We start from the raw sequence: 18,890 nt of genomic DNA on the forward strand, positions 1-18,890 counted from the left end.
ATACTAAGGTCTTCTGCTGTGATAAAGAAGGCAGATTTTAGGAGATGAGAAATTGGCTTTTTGTGTTTAGAGGACACGGTTTGTTGATTTTTTACTGTAGGAGATAGATATGGCAATGATAGAAGTGAAACATCTTCAGAAAAATTTTGTGAAGACAGTCAAGGAACCGGGGTTGAAGGGGGCTTTGCGTTCCTTTATTCATCCTGAAAAGCAGACCTTTGAAGCGGTCAAGGATTTGACCTTTGAGGTGCCCAAGGGGCAGATTCTAGGTTTTATCGGGGCAAATGGTGCTGGGAAGTCGACAACCATTAAAATGCTGACAGGAATTTTGAAACCGACATCTGGTTTTTGTCGGATTAATGGCAAGATTCCACAGGATAATCGCCAGGATTATGTCAAGGATATTGGGGTTGTTTTTGGACAACGAACTCAGCTATGGTGGGACTTGGCACTGCAAGAGACCTACGCGGTTTTGAAAGAAATCTATGATGTACCGGACTCGCTTTTCCATAAGCGCATGGACTTTTTGAATGAAGTTTTGGATTTGAAGGAATTTATCAAGGATCCTGTGAGGACTCTTTCACTAGGCCAACGGATGCGGGCGGATATTGCGGCTTCCTTGCTTCACAATCCTAAGGTTCTCTTTTTAGATGAGCCGACCATTGGTTTGGATGTGTCGGTTAAGGATAACATTCGTCGGGCCATTACTCAGATTAATCAGGAGGAAGAGACAACTATTCTCTTGACCACTCACGACCTGAGTGATATTGAGCAACTCTGTGACCGGATTTTTATGATAGACAAGGGGCAAGAGATTTTTGATGGAACGGTTAGCCAGCTCAAGGAGACCTTTGGAAAGATGAAGACTCTCTCCTTTGACCTGACGCCAGGTCAAAATCATCTAGTCTCTCATTATGAGGGCTTGCCTGATATGTCCATTGATAGACAAGGAAATACTCTCAATATTGAATTCGATAGTTCCCGCTACCAGTCGGCCGATATTATCAAGCAAACCTTATCTGATTTTGAAGTCCGTGATTTGAAGATGGTAGATACGGATATTGAAGATATTATCCGTCGCTTCTATCGAAAGGAGCTCTAGGATGGTCAAATTGTGGAGACGTTATAAACCCTTTATCAATGCAGGGATTCAGGAGTTGATTACCTATCGAGTCAACTTTATTCTTTATCGGATTGGTGATGTCATGGGGGCTTTTGTGGCTTTCTATCTCTGGAAGGCTGTCTTTTACTCCTCCCAGGAGCCTTTGATTCAGGGCTTTAGTATGGCGGATATCACCCTCTACATCATCATGAGTTTTGTGACTAATCTTTTGACCAGGTCTGATAGCTCCTTTATGATTGGGGAGGAGGTCAAGGATGGCTCCATTATCATGCGTTTGTTGCGACCAGTGCATTTTGCGGCCTCCTACCTTTTCACCGAACTTGGCTCCAAGTGGTTGATTTTTATCTCTGTTGGACTGCCATTTTTAAGTGTCATTGTTTTGATGAAAATCTTATCTGGGCAAGGTATTGTAGAAGTGCTGGGATTAACTGTCCTTTATCTCTTTAGCTTAACTCTGGCTTATCTGATTAACTTTTTCTTTAACATCTGCTTTGGATTTTCAGCATTTGTCTTTAAAAATCTTTGGGGTTCCAATCTACTCAAGACTTCCATAGTGGCCTTTATGTCTGGAAGTTTGATTCCCTTGGCTTTCTTTCCAAAGGTGGTTTCAGCTATTCTCTCCTTCTTGCCTTTTTCATCCTTGATTTACACTCCGGTTATGATCATTGTTGGGAAATACGATGCCAGTCAGATTCTTCAAGCGCTTTTGCTCCAGTTCTTCTGGCTTATAGTGATGGTGGGCTTGTCTCAGTTGATTTGGAAACGAGTCCAGTCATTTATCACTATTCAAGGAGGTTAGTATGAAAAAATATCAACGCATGCATCTGATTTTTATCAGACAATACATCAAGCAAATCATGGAATACAAGTTTGATTTTGTAGTAGGTGTCTTGGGAGTCTTTCTGACTCAAGGTCTGAACCTCTTGTTTCTCAATGTTATCTTTCAACATATCCCATCCCTAGAAGGTTGGACTTTTCAAGAGATTGCCTTTATCTATGGATTTTCCTTAATTCCCAAGGGATTAGATCATCTCTTTTTTGACAATCTCTGGGCCTTAGGTCAACGACTAGTTCGAAAAGGGGAGTTTGACAAGTATTTGACTCGTCCTATCAACCCTCTCTTTCATATTCTGGTTGAGACCTTTCAGATTGATGCCTTGGGGGAACTTTTGGTCGGTTGCATTCTATTGGGAACAACAGTATCAAGCATTGCTTGGACGCTTCCAAAATTCTTGCTTTTCCTAGTTTGTATTCCTTTTGCGACCTTGATTTACACTTCTTTAAAAATCGCGACAGCCAGCATCGCTTTTTGGACCAAGCAGTCAGGTGCCATGATTTATATTTTTTATATGTTCAATGATTTTGCCAAGTACCCGATTTCCATTTACAATTCGCTCCTTCGTTGGTTGATCAGTTTTATCGTGCCATTTGCCTTTACGGCTTACTATCCTGCCAGTTATTTCTTGCAGGGTAAGAATGGGCTCTTTAATATCGGTGGTTTGATTCTGATTTCCCTTGTCTTCTTTTTCATTTCCCTCAAACTCTGGGATAGGGGCTTGGATGCCTACGAAAGTGCTGGCTCGTAAGGGGGAAAGTAAGACTAAAATCAAGAAAGGAACTTATGATGATTACAATTGAAGAAGTCAAGGATGAAGATCAAAAAATGGCAGTTGTTGATGAGGTTTTAAAGGATTTGCCAGAATGGTTTGGAATACCTGAAAGCACGCAAGCCTACATCGAAGGAGCCAAGGACTTGCAAGTGTGGGCCGCCTTTCAGGAGAGTAATTTGCTTGGCTTTGTGAGCTTGTCCTATTCTAGTGAAGATTGTGCAGAGATTGATTGTCTCGGTGTAAAAAAAGCTCATCAAGGTAGAGGAATTGGGAGTCAATTGCTTGCTACTTTAGAAAGTGAAGCACGCAAAAACGTTGATTATTTACAAGTGAAAACAGTAGCAGAAGGCTCTAATAAAGATTATGATCGAACAAATGTCTTTTATCGAAGTGTTGGTTTTAAAAAATTAGAGATTTTTCCTCAACTATGGGATCCCCAGAATCCTTGCCAGATTTTGATAAAGAAAATCGTTTAAAACTTCCTGACAAAAAATTGAGAGTGCCATACTATAAAAGTGTTAGCCAATTTAGTTCAGTTGGTAGAGCAAGGCACTCGTAAAGTCTAGGTTATAGGTAGATAAACGACTGAGGATTTGAAAAAATAGATATGTAGAAGATAACCGTTAAGTCTTATTCTTAGCGGTTTTTTATATTGTTTAATAGCGCTGATATTTCATTAATGATGTTTGACTTTGTGATGTTGCTAGTGCTTTAAGTTGATTGCTACTATTTTTGATGGTGTGAATGTTCTGATAATGTACCCCAGCTAACTACGAAAGCTTTTAACGCTAATTAAAAAATAAATTAATGTAAGTTAATTTTTCTTGACTTAAATTTTTTAAATGATATACTATTTTTCTGGAGAGCTAACAATTATATATAAATGTACTACTCTATTTCCTAGATAATACTTATACTCGATGAAAATCAAAGAGCAAACTAGAAAACTATCCGCAGGTTGCTCAAAGCACTGCTTTGAGGTTGTAGATAGAACTGACGAAGTCAGTAACCATACATACGCTAAGACGACGTTGACGCGGTTTGAAGCGATCTTCGAAGAGTATTAGTAAAACTTTTTATAACAAATGCTAGCAAAGTTAAAGTTTACTATCTATTGGAAGTTAAATAAATATGTAAGGAATTAAAATGAAAAAAAGTACAGTATTGTCATTAACCACAGCTGCAGTTATTTTAGCAGCATATGTCCCTAATGAGGTAATCCTAGCAGATACACCTAGTTCTGAAGATTCTTTAAAAATATCTGATAAAGAAACAGTAATAGGTAAACAAAACGAAAACAAAGAAAAACTTGAAGATATTCATAATGTTATAGAAACTTCAAAGGATACTGAAGAAAAGAAAACAACAATTATTGAGGAAAAAGAAGTTGTTAGTAAAAATCCTGTGATAGATAATAACACTAGCAATGAAGAAGAAAATTCCAATATTGAGGAAAAAGAAGTTGTTAGTAAAAATCCTGTGATAGACAATAACACTAGCAATGAAGAAGCAAAAATCAAAGAAGAAAATTCCAATCAATCCCAAGGAGATAAAGCGGACTCGTCTGCAAGTAAAGACCCAGAAAGTCCCAAAAAAGAGGATAAACTTGTCTATATTGCTGAATTTAAAGATAAAGAATCTGGAGAAAAAGCAATCAAGGAACTATCAAATCTTAAGAATACAAAAGTTTTATATACTTATGATAGAATTTTTAACGGTAGCGCTATTGAAACAACCAAAGATACTCTGGACATAATTAAACTAATAGAAGGTATTTCATCGGTTGAAAGGTCACAAAAAGTCCAACCTATGATGAATCATGCTAGAAAAGAAATTGGAGTTGAAGAGGCAATCGATTACCTAAAATCTATCAATGCACCATTTGGGAAAAACTTTGATGGTAGAGGTATGGTCATTTCAAATATCGATACGGGAACGGATTATAGGCATAAGGCCATGAGGATTGATGATGATGCTAAAGACTCAATGAGATTTAAAAAAGAAGACTTAAAAGGTACTGATAAAAATTTCTGGTTGAGTGATAAAATCCCTCATGCTTTCAATTATTATAATGGTGGTAAAATTACTGTAGAAAAAGCTGATGATGGAAGCGATTATTTTGATCCACATGGGATGCATATTGCAGGGATTCTTGCGGGAAATGATACTGAAAAAGATATTAAAAACTTTAACGGAATAGATGGAATTGCTCCTAATGCACAGATTTTCTCTTATAAAATGTACTCTGACGCAGGATCTGGCTTCGCAGGAGATGAAACAATGTTTCATGCTATTGAAGATTCGATCAAACACAATGTCGATGTTGTTTCGATATCATCTGGCTTTACAGGAACAGGTCTTGTAGGTGAGAAATATTGGCAAGCTATTAGAGCATTAAGAAAAGCAGGCATTCCAATGGTTGTAGCTACGGGTAACTATGCGACTTCTGCTTCAAGTTCTTCATGGGATTTAGTGGCAAATAATAATCTGAAAATGACCGACACTGGAAATGTAACACGAACTGCAGCACATGAAGATGCGATAGCAGTCGCATCTGCTAAAAATCAAACAGTTGAGTTTGATAAAGTTAACATAGGTGGAGAAAGTTTTAAATACAGAAATATAGGTGCCTTTTTCGATAAGAATAAAATCATAACAAATGAAGATGGATCAAAAGCTTCTAGTAAATTAAAATTTGTATATATAGGCAAGGGGCGAGACAAAGATTTGATAGGATTGGATCTTAGAGGCAAAATTGCAGTAATGGATAGAATTTATACAAAGGAGTTAAAAAATGCTTTTAAACGTGCAACGGATAAGGGTGCACGTGGCATTATGGTTGTAAATACTGTAAATTACTACAATAGAGATAATTGGACAGAGCTTCCAGCTATGGGATATGAGGAGGATGAAGGAACTACTAGTCAAGTTTTTTCAATTTCAGGAGATGATGGTGTAAAGTTATGGAACATGATTAACCCTGATAAAAAAACTGAGGTTAAAAGGAATAATAAAGAAGATTTTAAAGATAAATTGGAGCAATACTACCCAATTGATATGGCAAGCTATAATTCTAATAAACCGAATGTAGGTGACGAAAAAGAGATTGACTTTAAGTTTTCACCTGACACAGACAAAGAACTGTATAAAGAAGAGATCATCGTTCCAGCAGGGTCCACATCTTGGGGACCAAGAATAGATTTACTTTTAAAACCAGATGTTTCAGCACCCGGTAAAAATATTAAATCCACTCTCAATGTCATTAATGGGAAATCAACTTATGGTTATATGTCAGGGACTAGTATGGCAACTCCAATCGTGGCAGCTTCTACTGTTTTGATTAGACCAAAATTAAAGGAAATGCTTGAAAGACCTGTGTTGAAAAATCTTAAGGGAGATGACAAAATAGATCTTACAAGTCTTACAAAAATAGCCCTACAAAATACTGCACGCCCTATGATGGATGCAACTTCTTGGAAAGAAAAAAGTCAATACTTTGCATCACCTAGACAACAGGGAGCAGGGCTAATTAATGTTGCCAATGCTTTGAGAAATGAAGTCGTAGCTACTTTTAAAAACACGGATTCTAAAGGTTTGGTAAACTCTTATGGTTCTATTTCTCTTAAAGAAATAAAAGGAGATAAAAAATATTTTACAATTAAGCTTCACAATACATCAAACAGACCTTTAACCTTTAAAGTTTCAGCATCTGCTATAACTACAGATGCTCTAACTGACAGACTCAAACTGGATGAAACATACAAAGATGAAAAATCTCCAGATGGTAAGCAAATTGTTCCAGAAATCCACCCAGAAAAAATCAAAGGAGCAAATATTACATTTGAGCATGACACTTTCACTATAGGTCCAAATTCTAGCTTTGATTTAAATGCGGTTATAAATGTTGGGGAGGCTAAAAACAAAAATAAATTTGTAGAATCATTTATTCATTTTGAGTCAGTGGAAGAAATGGAAGCTCTGAACTCCAACGGGAAGAAAATAAACTTCCAACCTTCTTTATCGATGCCTCTAATGGGATTTGCTGGGAATTGGAACCACGAACCAATCCTTGATAAATGGGCCTGGGAAGAAGGTTCAAAATCAAAAACAATGGAAGGTTATGATGATGATGGCAAACCGAAAATTCCAGGAACCTTAAATAAGGGGATTGGTGGAGAAGGTATAGATAAATTTAATCCAGCAGGAGTTATACAAAATAGAAAAGATAAAAATACAACATCCCTAGATCAAAATCCAGAATTGTTTGCTTTCAATAACGAAGGGATCAACGCACCATCATCAAGTGGTTCTAATATTGCTAAAATTTATCCTTTAGATTCAAATGGAAATCCTCAAGATGCTCAACTTGGGAGAGGATTAACACCTTCTCCACTTGTATTAAGAAGTGCAGAAGAAGGATTGATTTCAATAGTAAATACAAATAAAGAGGGAGAAAATCAAAGAGACTTAAAAGTCATTTCGAGAGAACACTTTATTAGAGGAATTTTAAACTCTAAGAGAAATGATGCAAAGGGAATCAAATCTTCTAAGCTAAAAGTTTGGAGCGACTTGAAATGGGATGGACTCATCTATAACCCTAGAGGTAGAGAAGAAAATGCACCAGAAAGCAAGGATACCAAAGATCCTGCTACTAAGATAAGAGGACAATTTGAACCGATTGCAGAAGGTCAATATTTCTATAAATTTAAATATAGATTAACTAAAGATTACCCATGGCAGGTTTCCTATATTCCTGTAAAAATTGATAATACAGCCCCTAAGATTGTTTCGGTTGATTTTTCAAATCCTGAAAAAATTAAGTTGATTACAAAGGATACTTATCACAAGGTAAAAGATCAATACAAGAATGAAACCTTATTTGCGAGAGATCAAAAAGAACATCCTGAAAAATTTGACGAGATTGCAAACGAAGTTTGGTATGCAGGCGCCGCTCTGGTTAATGAAGATGGAGAGGTTGAGAAAAATCTTGAAGTAACTTATGCAGGTGAGGGTCAAGGAAGAAATAGGAAACTAGACAAAGACGGAAATACTATTTATGAAATTAATGGTGCAGGAGATTTAAGAGGAAAAATCATTGAAGTCATTGCATTAGATGGATCTAGCAATTTCACAAAGATTCATAGAATTAAATTTGCTGATCATGCTGATGAAAAGGGGATGATTTCCTATTATCTAGTAGATCCTGATCAAGATTCATCTAAATACCAAAAGCTTGGCGAGATTTCCGAATCTAAATTTAAAAATTTAGAAAATAGAAAAGAGGATAGTCTTAAAAAGGATACAACTGAGGAAGAAAATCATCAAGAAAATGAAGAGTCTATCGAAGAAAAATCAAGCTTGACTATTCATAAAACTATTTCAACAATTAGAGATTTTGAAAGTAAAGACTTAAAGAAACTCATTAAAAAGAAATTTAGAGAAGTTGATGACTTTACAAGTGAAACTGGTAAGAGAACAGAGGAATACGATTATAAATACGATGATAAGGGAAATATCATTGCTTATGACGATGGTAGTGCCTTACAATATGAAACTGAAAAACTTGACGAAATCAAATCAAAAATTTATGGTGTTCTAAGCCCGTCTAAAGATGGACACTTTGAAATTCTTGGAAAGATAAGTAATGTTTCTAAAAATGCCAAGGTATATTACGGCAATAACTATAGTTCTGTAGAAATCAAAACGACTAAGTATGATTCCCACTCAAAAACGATGACATTTGATTTATACGCTAATATTAATGATATTGTGGATGGATTAGCTTTTGCAGGAGATATGAGATTCTTTGTTAAAGATGATGATCAGATAAAAGCTGAAACTAAAATTAGAATGCCTGAAAAAAATAAGGAAACTAAAACAGAATATCCCTATACATCAAGTTATGGGAATGTAATAGAATTAGGAGAAGGTGATCTTTCAAAGAACAAACCAAACAATTTAACGGAAATGGAATCTGGTAAAATCTATTCTGATTCAGAAAAACAACAATATCTGTTAAAGGATAACATCATTCTAAGAAAAGGCTATGCACTAAAAGTGACTACCTATAATCCTGGAAAAACGGATATGTTAGAAGGAAATGGAGTTTATAGCCAGGAAGATATAGCAAAAATACAAAAGGCCAATCCTAATCTAAGAGTCCTATCAGAAAAAATAATTTATGCTGATAGTAGAAATGTTGAAGATGGAAGAAGTACTCAATCAGTATTAATGTCGGCTTTGGATGGCTTTAACATTGTAAAATATCAAGTGTTTACCTTTAAAATGAATGATAAAGGGGAGGCAATCGATAAAGATGGAAATCTTGTAACAGATTCTTCTAAACTGGTATTATTTGGTAAAGATGATAAAGAGTATCATGGGGAGGATGAGTCCAACGTAGAAGCTATAAAAGAAGATGGCTCTATGTTATTTATTGATGCAAAACCAGTAAATCTTTCAATGGACAAGAACTACTTTAATCCATCTAAATCTAATAAAATTTATGTACGAAATCCAGAATTTTATTTAAGAGGTAAGATTTCTGATAAGGGTGGTTTTAACTGGGAGTTGAGAGTTAATGAATCGGTTGTAGATAATTATTTAATCTACGGAGATTTACACATTGATAACACTAGAGATTTTAATATTAAGCTTAATGTTAAAGACGGTGACATCATGGACTGGGGAATGAAAGACTATAAAGCAAACGGATTCCCAGATAAGGTAACAGATATGGATGGAAATGTTTATCTTCAAACTGGCTATAGCGATTTGAATGCGAAAGCGGTTGGAGTACACTATCAATTTTTATATGATAATGTTAAACCAGAAGTAAACATTGATCCTAAGGGAAATACTAGTATTGAATATGCTGACGGAAAATCTGTAGTCTTTAATATCAATGATAAAAGAAATAATGGATTCGATGGTGAGATTCAAGACAAACATATTTATGTAAATGGAAAAGAATATAAATCATTTGATGATATTAAACAACTAACAGATAAGACACTAAACATTAAGATTGTTGTAAAAGATTTTGCAAGAAATACAACCGTAAAAGAATTCATTTTAAACAAAGATACGGGAGAGGTAAGCGAACTAAAACCTCATACGGTAACTGTGACCATTCAAAATGGAAAAGAAATGAGTTCAACGATAGTGTCGGAAGAAGATTTCATTTTACCTGTCTATAAGGGTGAATTAGAAAAAGGATATCAATTTGATGGCTGGGAAATTTCTGGTGTCGAAGGGAAAAAAGATGCTGGCTATGTTATTAATGTATCAAAAGATACTCTTATAAAACCTGTATTCAAGAAAATAGAGGAGAAAAAGGAGGAGGAAAATAAACCTACTTTTGATGTATCGAAAAAGAAAGATAACGTGCAAGAAAATCATAGTCACTTAGATGAAAATTACAAAAAGGAGGATTTACAAAGAGAAAATCATTCACACAAATCTGATTCAACTAAGGATGTCACAGCTAAAGTTCCTGATGAAAATGATAAAAACTTTGAAAATAAGAAGGAAGTTTATCTTAATGAACCAGAGAACATAGATAATAAACATACCAATATTGATAGTAAATCAACTACTAACAATGATAGGTTGCCAAAAACCGGAACAGTTAGCGAAGTCTTCATGTCATTAGTTGCCGGAATAATGTTTACCTTAGGTGCGTTTCTTGGATTAAAGAAAAAAGATCAAGATTAAGACAAAGCTATAGAAAAATGGTTTGTGTACTGAGATAGTGTGATGATGAAACAGTTTTGTGAAAATAGCCATTTATAACTCAATTATTTAGTTTACTTTACTATTGATACTCTTTTTGGATTTATTAATGTACTTAGTTTCGACAACTAATGAATTGATTGAAAGGGTTAGTATTGACAATATTGGTCATATTAATTAGAAAATAGAGTCTATCAAAATTTAAAGGCTAATAGAGGTGATGAGATAATTTCAAGGAATTAAGTAGCGTTTGGTTGCTTAATTCCTTTTTATTATGTGACTATTAGTCCGTTTCGCTCCGAAGGTGCGAAACAAATAAACCACCCGCTATTGATATGCCCCCTGTCAAGTAGACAGGTTAAATATGGCTCTTTGTCAACTGTAGTGGGTGACGAAAAGCTAACATCTAGAGAGGACCTGATAGGTCTTCTCTTTTTTTATGTTCAGAGTGATGAAAACACACTTCCTAAAGTTAATAAAGTTTCTAAAACCGAAGCCCAGACGTTTGATGTCTTTGATAAGCTTATTGGTCCCCTCCAATTTTGCATTTGAGTAATGTGTTTCTAGTGCGTTTTTGATGTATGGTTTGTGTCTAAGGAAGGTCAAGCATAATTAAGATAAGAAAGAGAAACGATATGAAAACCACAATTTTTACATTTCACCCTCAATTAAAAACGGGCTCACGCATTAATAAAGAACTGGCAACAGCTGCTGCTGGAGCTGGTTATGATGTGCGAGATATGTACCAACTGTATCCCAATTTTGACATTGATGTCAAAACGGAGCAAAAGATTCTAGAGGTAAGTGATCGCATTGTACTCCAGTTCCCAATTTATTGGTACCAAACGCCAGCCCTCATGAAACAGTGGTTTGACGTTGTTTTTGAATACGGTTGGGCCTATGGTTCGACTGGTACTGCCTTACAAGGCAAGGAAGTCATGTTGGTAGCTAGTTTTGGAGCTGGGCAAGATGACTACACGAGAAACGGCCGCTTCCATGTAACAATTGAAGAGATTTTAAAGCCTATCACTACGATTCAGTATTTGACAGGTCTAACATTTCTGGAACCTCTTATCATAACTGGTACTTTAAACATGGATCAAGAGTTATTATCAAATAAAGTAAATAAATACCTACAAATAATATAAATAAGACATATCAACCCTCTATAAATGGAATATACTTTATTATTTTTCTGTTTCAAACAATAAAGCATCAATCAATATACTTGAATACTAGTGGATATTATTGAGTATATTTCATATTGTCCAATTAGGACAATACATAAAATTTTTCCTCTATACTTTTCCTTAGGAGAAAGATTGATGTACCGACGTTTAAGGGATTTGAGAGAAGACAATGATTTCACTCAAAAATTCGTTGCCGAAAAACTTTCGTTTACTCAACGATATTCAGGAAAGATAAGAAGCATCTGAGTTTAACTTCAGATGCTTCTTTGGTAGTTATTACATTTGGAATGAATCATGTTTAAAATGTTGATGATATATTTTCTATTTTATGTTTAAATCTTTTTCCATTTCCATTTTAAGATTTTTGATGAAGACTTGGTCACCAAAAGCTTCAGCTAGTACGGTAGCCGTATTATAGAGCTCAGCCGCTTTATCTCTGTTGTTCTCATAGAACAGATAATATTTCGCTTCAAAAATAAGTACAGCGGGTTTGTAAGCATGTTGTAGAGTCTTATCGATAACAGTATGCATTTTATCGACAATAGTTTTCATATTTCTATAATCATGATGCATAACATAGATTCCACCTATAGTTGACAATGCTCCAAGTAGTTCAACATTAACTAACTCTTCCCCTTGTAATTCTTGATTAATTAATTTACATCGAAAACTTTCAACAATCTCTTTATCATAGTCACCAACTTGACATTGAAAGGTATAGTATTTAATTAGTAAGAGGTCATTTAAGGAATATGCTTCTTTCTTCAAAACTTGAGTCAGATAGTCTTCAAAGATAGTTTCGATAGCATCCTCTTCACCTTCAGTCATAAAATTCAGGGTTCTTTCAATGATATCAATGGTTAGAAGTTCGTCCTCTGGTAGAATATCAATATATTTTTCATAAAGTTCTTCAATATCTTGTAGTTTTTTCTTGATACGTTCAGAATCGCCATAGACAGGAGACTTCATGAGTTTATATTTAGCATGATAATAGTCTTCAGGAATGTCTAGTTTTGTTTCACCTAACAAAAAGTTGAGGGAAACACCCAATTTATCACTGATGTATTGCAGTTTGACAATGGTTGGTAATGAGCGACCGAGCTCGATTCTCATCAGTTGTTTGACGGTTAATTCTTCTTCGGTATCACAAACTTGCTCACGTGTTAACCCTTGACGTTCACGTTCTTCACGAATTCTTTTTCCAATCTTGATTTTAATATCTTCTGACATACATAATTCCTTATGATTTAGATTTTAAATAATAATATAACGTAAAATTGAAATAAAGTCCAAAAGCCATAATAGAAGTAGTGTATAATAGAATCTACAGGTGTTTACAATTATGAAACAATCTCAATTTGCGAGGGTGCTAGCCAGCAGATTTTCTTCTCAAATATTATTTAGAATATTAAAAATGTTATAATAGGAGATGAGAAAGGGGGAGACGATGATGAAAATTATAGCAATAAACCCTATTCCGTTTAAAAAAAGAATGATTGAATTTCTCTTTGATTATCTTTTCATTCTAGCTTATTTAGTTCTTCTGTTTTTAAGTTCGATGCTTATTTACATCATCTTTTTTAATGGTGTCCCAGAGTTTACAGAAATTCAGTCGCAGTGGCTTGTATTTTTCACCTCTGTTTTGCCAATCACGCTCCTTTTCACATTCTTGGATTATAAAAATGATGGCAGTTTTGGGAAGGTAAAAGCTGGACTTGAACTGGTCTACCAGAAAAAAACAGTGCAGGCTAGCTTGATTAGAAATGTCATCAAATTTTTACCTTGGCAACTCGGTCATATGGGCACGATTCATGGCTTATATAGTGATTTTGATGTGTTATCCATTATCCTCTCGTTTTCAGCGACTCTACTCGCAGTTTTGCTACTGGTAATGACGATGTTTCGGAAAGATAAGAGACATCTGGGAGACCTACTAGCCCGTACACAAGTACAGCTAAGAGGTGACTAAGATACAGGTTGCTTACTTGATTCTTAAGGAAAACTGTATACGATTAAAGGAAGTCATTATGATGACCTCCTTTTTTTATTGCTGCAAATAATGTACAATAGAATAATTATAGGAGTTTACAGTTATGAAACAATCTCAATTTGCGAGGGCGCTTTGGTATGGTATTCTGGGTGCTCTCTTTTTTGCTTTTACCTTTATATTTAATCGAAGTATGAATCTTTCGGGTGGGTCTTGGATGTGGAGTGCTAGTCTACGTTACTTGTTTAGTTTGCCTATGCTGGCTGTTTTGGCCTGGCGTAAGGGTGAGCTGGCAGGTGTACTCGCTGCCATTAAGAAAGCACCCTTGACCTGGTTGGTCTGGAGTACGGTTGGTTTTGGGCTTTTTTATGGGCCCCTGTCTCTAGCCTCCATTTATGGCGAGTCCTGGTTTGTGGCGGCTACTTGGCAGATTACCATTCTAGCTAGTCTGCTCTTGACCCCTCTCTTTGGGCAGAAGGTACCTGGTAAGCAACTGCTTATGACATTGGTCATCCTTTTAGGTATTATTCTCATCCAGATTCCTTACTTTGGTAGTGGTCTTGGTAGCGGTGTGGTCCGTGCTAGTCTCTTGATTTTACTGGCCGCTTTTGCCTATCCTTTGGGCAATCGTAAGATGATGGTCCACTGTAAGCAGGATCAGCTTTCAACGACGCAGCGTGTGTTTGGGATGACCTTGATGAGTACGCTTTTTTGGTTACTTTTGTCAGTTTTTGCTGTAGCAGATGCTGGGCTTCCATCAGGGGGACAGATTTTACAGTCTTTAATTGTGGCTGTCTTTTCTGGGGTTGTCGCAACCTTGCTTTTCTTCGAGGCGACTAATCTAGTTAAGCATAACCATAAGCAACTGGCAGTGGTTGAAGCCACTCAGGCTGGTGAAGTTCTCTTTACCCTCTTGGGTGGTTGCCTCTTCCTCGGAGATAGTCTACCTAGCCTTTTGGGATTCATTGGGATTGCTATTGTAACCATTGGTATTATTGGAAATAGCCTGCTAACAGGCTCAGATTAAGCATAAGGAACGGACTTTCGAATGGCAAATTCGGAAGTTTTTCATTTATATGAAAAATATTACAGAAAAAGATGGTATTTTCAGATTATAGTGATATAATGATATTAAAAGTAAGCGTTTACCGTTTTAATGTAAATCCTAGAGATATTTCCGGAAACTTTGATAGGCTTATTAATAAAGGCGAATGTATTGACTTTGAATTTTCATGAAAACTGAGATAACATTTAATGTTACTCTAAAGAAGGAGAAGAATCATGAATGATACTGTTTGTAAAAATTGGTTTATGCGTAAAAGTGGGAAGACTTGGGTCTACGGCTGTGCCTTGGTAAGCTTTGCAGGTTTGGCCCTGGCTGGTCCTGTCTATGCGGACCAAGTGGAACAGGCAACTGTGAGCCCAACACCTCAAGAAGTGGTAGCTCAAACTGACCATCAAGTTGCCCCTCAAGCGGAGCTTGCTCCTAGCACGACCAAGGAAGTCCCCCAAGTGGTAGAGCCGAGCCCGTCTCTTGTTTCCGAATCTGCTCAAACAGCTCAAGAGAATCCCACTCAGCCTAGCCCTGACCAGTCAAAAGAAGTACAAACACAGGCTAGCGAGGCTGAGAAAGTGACTAACCAAACGCAAGAAGCCGATTTGAATCAGACCAATCAAGAACAATCTCCAGTTGTAACGAATAGCACCAGTCCTGTTCATGTGACAGCGGAAAAAACGGATTTGCCTAATAATGAAGCGGTTACCAATCTAGAAGGGATGACCGCAGACCAAAATGGTCACTGGGAAATGCAGGCTGACGGTATTCATTCAGAAGCTAAAGACAAGGGAGACTCTTTCCTTTATTCTCAATCCGAGGGCAAGAATTTTATCTATTCAACAGATGTGACCTTCAAGGAAGCTGGTGGTGCTGCTGCCCTCATTTTCCGTGGTAACAATGATAGTAGCGATAAAAATATGTACGGGGTCAACGTAGACTCTGGTAACCATAAGGTTAAGTTTTGGCGTTGGGTCAATAATCATGATATTCAACTTGTAGATGAAAAAGATGTAACACCAACTGCCGATGAAACCTACAATCTTAGAGTAGTTGCGGCTAATCAGTGGCTTTCTTACTATGTCAATGATGTGCTTGTCGCAAGTACAGGCGACGCTGTTCTTCAAAAAAGTGATAAGGGTCAACCTCAAGTCCTTCCAGAAGGTTACTTTGGACTTCTTAATTGGAATGCCAATGTCATTTTCAAAAACACCCGCTATGTTAATCTTGATGATGCCAGTCTTCCTTTGATTGACAATCTTGTTGTGACCTCAAAAACAGGATCTGTTGAAAAACAAGCCCAATTCTTCTCTGAAGAACCACTCCATATCCAATATGTGGGACACAATGCAGAGACAGTAGGCTTTGACATCACTAAGCATAATCCAAATGCTGTTATCAAGGTAGAAGATGCCAAGGGAAATGTTTACACAGATATTTCACAATTGCCAGTGGCTGTAGGTGCCAATTACTTTATTATTGAAAGTAGTATGACTGATTCACTAGGCCGTCCTGTGACCTTGACTTATCGTGTTAATATCCACCGCAGACAGAGTGATGATGTGTATTACAACGAGCTTTATCGTGATCAGTATCATTATTCTGTCAAGGATGGCTGGGCTAATGACCCTAATGGCTTGGTCTTCTACAAGGGACGTTACCATCTCTTCTATCAATTTTACGATGATACCAAATGGGGGCCAATGCACTGGGCCCATGCGACCAGCCGAGACTTGCTTCATTGGGATGAAGAGCCTATAGCCTTCTATCCAGATGCAACAGGTCACATGTTCTCAGGCTCTGTCGTGGTTGATAGTACCAATAGTTCAGGCCTCTTCAAATCTCCGGAAGGTGGTCTGGTAGCTATTATCACTTCAAATGGTAATGGGCAACGGATTGAAATTGCCTACAGTGAGGACGAGGGGAGAACTTGGCAAAAATATGACAAGGTAGTTGCCGACTGGTCTCAGGATCCCCTTCAAAACCAAGATTTCCGTGACCCTAAGGTCTTCCGCTGGGATAACCAATGGTTTATGGTCCTTGCAGGTGGTCCACTCCGCATTTATTCTTCACAAGACTTAAAGAACTGGCAAGTGGAAACGACCTATAAGGATTTGCATACGGAATGTCCTGACCTCTATCCGATTGTGGCCAATGATGGGGCTCTCAAGTGGGTCCTCTCACGTGGTGGTCGTTCTTACAAGGTTGGTGATTTTAAACAAGTGGATGGCAAATGGGCCTTTGTAGCTGATGAGGTTTACCAAGACCATGACGAAATCCTGAATTTTGGTAAGGATTCCTATGCTGCCATGACTTATTATGTTCATGATTTTGGAACAGCTGACCATCCAAACATCCCACAATTGACTGAAATTAACTGGATGAACACTTGGGAAGATTATTGCAATCTGGTTGCAGATACTGTTGGTCAAAAATTTAATGGTACTTTTAACCTTAACCTTGACCTTGGATTGATCAAATCGGGCGACCGTTACATCTTAACCCAAACTCCAGTTAAGGCCTACGAAAGCCTTCGTGACACAGAAAATGCCCAGTATTTTGAAAATGTCATAGTAGCTTCTGATAACGAGTTGCTTAAAGATTTTAAAGGTGACACTTATGAAGTGGTTTCCCACTTTGTACCAAGTAAGGACACGACAGCAGTTGGATTTAATCTTCGCGTTGGTGATGGTCAAGCTACTAAGGTCATTTACGATTTAACTAAGGAAACTTTATCAATTGACCGTAGCCAATCTGGTACTATCCTTTCAGATGCCTTTGCTAAGGTTAATAGCCAACAAGTGACTCGCAATGAAGATGGTTCTATTGACTTGCATCTTTATGTGGACCGTGCTAGTGTAGAAGTCTTTGCTAAGGGAAATACGGTAGCCGGTGCTAATCAGATTTTCCCAAGCCCAAGAGCTGTTGGCGCTAGTGTCTTGGTTGAAGGTGGTCCAGCCAAAGCAAATATTGCTATCTACCCAATTAAGAGTACTTGGACTGACAAGAAGGAAGTTACTAAGGCTGTTGCTATGAACACCACGGCTGCGGGTCATTTGGCTCTTGAAGTTGGTCAAAGTAAGGACTTGCAAGTTTACCTGGCACCGGCTTCTGAAGAGCAAGATGTGACATGGACAGTTAGTGATCCAAGTTTGGTGTCCTATACTGAGCATGACAATAAACTTTCTCTCAAAGCCCTTCACAAAGGTCATCTCACTGTCACAGCAACTTCAGTTGAAAACCCATCATTGACTAAGACCTTTAATATTGACATTACGCTCAACAATTTTGCAACCAACCTTAAAGGTTTGAAGGCTGTCACTGGTGATTGGTATATTGATGACGATACCCTTTACGATAGCAATGTCAGTGCCAATGACTTCTTCATGGCCTATGAAAGTAATGGCTTCAAGCAATTTGACTATGATATCGATGTCAAATACCAACATGGTTTGGTCAACCTCTTTGTAGCTGCGGAACGTGAAGAACCAGGTCGTGCCTACTCTGTCCAATTTGCTGACAATGATACTGTTCGTCTCTTCCGTTTTGGTGGTGAAACCATCGCTGAAGCTCATTTGGATAAGGCTATCAATGACGGTCAATACCACCACGTCAAGGTTGAAAAGGGCAAGGACACCATGACAGTCTATGTCGATGGCAAGGAAGTGCTCCATCATCAATTTGATGCTGTGGATAATTACTTCAATCAAGCCCATGTAGGTGTCGGTCTTTGGGATGGTTCAGTAGAATTCCAAAACTTCTTCGTTACTGAAAAACTGACAAACACAAGTAGTGACACCACTGACGAACCAATCAAACCTGATCCTCAGCCAGAACCTAGTCCAGAGCCAAATTCGGAAAATAAAACAGATGAACCTGAGCATCAGCCTGAGATTGCTCCAGAGCCTGAACCAACTGGGCAAAATAATAGTCACGACAGTACAAACACAGTGCCAGCTTCATCTCAGGATAATACTGGTAAGCAAGAAGAAAGTAAGGCTCCAGTGGAAACACCTAAGACTGTCACACCACTAGTTGAGAACCTCCTCAAAAAATTCAACGCATTTAGTCTCTCAACCTTCCTTGCAAGTATTGCCAAAGAAACATGGCACTTTTTGACAAAATGGCTATTCAGCTAAAATCAAAACGTTGAAAAGGCTATGTAAGAAGAAAAAACTTAGAAGTATGAAAG

The 18,890-nt window shown here is 37.3% G+C and carries 10 protein-coding genes and 2 pseudogenes; 10 read left to right on the forward strand and 2 right to left on the reverse strand.

Annotation, left to right across the window (positions count from 1 at the left end; all coding sequences use genetic code 11):
* The first annotated feature begins 109 nt into the window (after positions 1–109).
* From HMPREF3112_RS03815 to HMPREF3112_RS03835, 5 genes are all read left to right on the forward strand, one after another.
* Positions 110–1,102: an ABC transporter ATP-binding protein gene (locus tag HMPREF3112_RS03815; protein ID WP_070438198.1), complete on the forward strand. Its 993-nt coding sequence runs from the start codon at positions 110–112 to the stop codon at positions 1,100–1,102.
* A 1-nt stretch (position 1,103) separates the two neighbouring features.
* On the forward strand, positions 1,104–1,922 hold the full coding sequence (locus HMPREF3112_RS03820; RefSeq protein WP_070438203.1) for an ABC transporter permease: 819 nt from the start codon (positions 1,104–1,106) through the stop codon (positions 1,920–1,922).
* A gap of 1 nt (position 1,923) precedes the next feature.
* Complete coding sequence (locus tag HMPREF3112_RS03825) at positions 1,924–2,709, forward strand: ABC transporter permease (protein ID WP_070438205.1); 786 nt, start codon at positions 1,924–1,926, stop codon at positions 2,707–2,709.
* Positions 2,710–2,747: 38 nt separating this feature from the next.
* Positions 2,748–3,209: a GNAT family N-acetyltransferase gene (locus HMPREF3112_RS03830; protein WP_064520816.1), complete on the forward strand. Its 462-nt coding sequence runs from the start codon at positions 2,748–2,750 to the stop codon at positions 3,207–3,209.
* A gap of 670 nt (positions 3,210–3,879) precedes the next feature.
* Complete coding sequence (locus HMPREF3112_RS03835) at positions 3,880–10,449, forward strand: S8 family peptidase (protein ID WP_070438208.1); 6,570 nt, start codon at positions 3,880–3,882, stop codon at positions 10,447–10,449.
* 424 nt (positions 10,450–10,873) lie between these two features.
* On the opposite strand, the pseudogene HMPREF3112_RS10920 reads toward HMPREF3112_RS03835, so the two are convergent.
* Positions 10,874–11,070 (reverse strand): annotated as a pseudogene (locus HMPREF3112_RS10920) (transposase); the annotation flags it as partial.
* A gap of 32 nt (positions 11,071–11,102) precedes the next feature.
* Between HMPREF3112_RS10920 and HMPREF3112_RS03845 the strand changes: the two are divergent.
* On the forward strand, positions 11,103–11,615 hold the full coding sequence (locus HMPREF3112_RS03845; RefSeq protein WP_021143975.1) for an NAD(P)H-dependent oxidoreductase: 513 nt from the start codon (positions 11,103–11,105) through the stop codon (positions 11,613–11,615).
* A 177-nt stretch (positions 11,616–11,792) separates the two neighbouring features.
* Positions 11,793–11,891: pseudogene (locus HMPREF3112_RS10925) on the forward strand (XRE family transcriptional regulator); the annotation flags it as partial.
* 87 nt (positions 11,892–11,978) lie between these two features.
* Here the strand turns inward: HMPREF3112_RS10925 and HMPREF3112_RS03850 are convergent.
* A complete protein-coding gene (locus tag HMPREF3112_RS03850; RefSeq protein ID WP_070438211.1) occupies positions 11,979–12,887 on the reverse strand; it encodes a helix-turn-helix domain-containing protein in 909 nt (302 codons plus the stop codon).
* Between the two features lie 217 nt (positions 12,888–13,104).
* Between HMPREF3112_RS03850 and HMPREF3112_RS03855 the strand changes: the two genes are divergently transcribed.
* From HMPREF3112_RS03855 to HMPREF3112_RS03865, 3 genes are all read left to right on the forward strand, one after another.
* Positions 13,105–13,626, forward strand: a complete 522-nt coding sequence (locus HMPREF3112_RS03855; protein WP_256262652.1) for an RDD family protein — start codon at positions 13,105–13,107, stop codon at positions 13,624–13,626.
* Positions 13,627–13,750: 124 nt separating this feature from the next.
* The gene (locus tag HMPREF3112_RS03860; protein WP_070438216.1) at positions 13,751–14,671 is read left to right on the forward strand and encodes a DMT family transporter; all 921 of its coding nucleotides are present in this window, start codon (positions 13,751–13,753) and stop codon (positions 14,669–14,671) included.
* 254 nt (positions 14,672–14,925) lie between these two features.
* Positions 14,926–18,837: a GH32 C-terminal domain-containing protein gene (locus tag HMPREF3112_RS03865; protein WP_070438219.1), complete on the forward strand. Its 3,912-nt coding sequence runs from the start codon at positions 14,926–14,928 to the stop codon at positions 18,835–18,837.
* Positions 18,838–18,890: the final 53 nt, after the last annotated feature.

It is taken from the genome of Streptococcus sp. HMSC10E12, assembly GCF_001807855.1.
GTDB lineage: Bacteria > Bacillota > Bacilli > Lactobacillales > Streptococcaceae > Streptococcus > Streptococcus salivarius.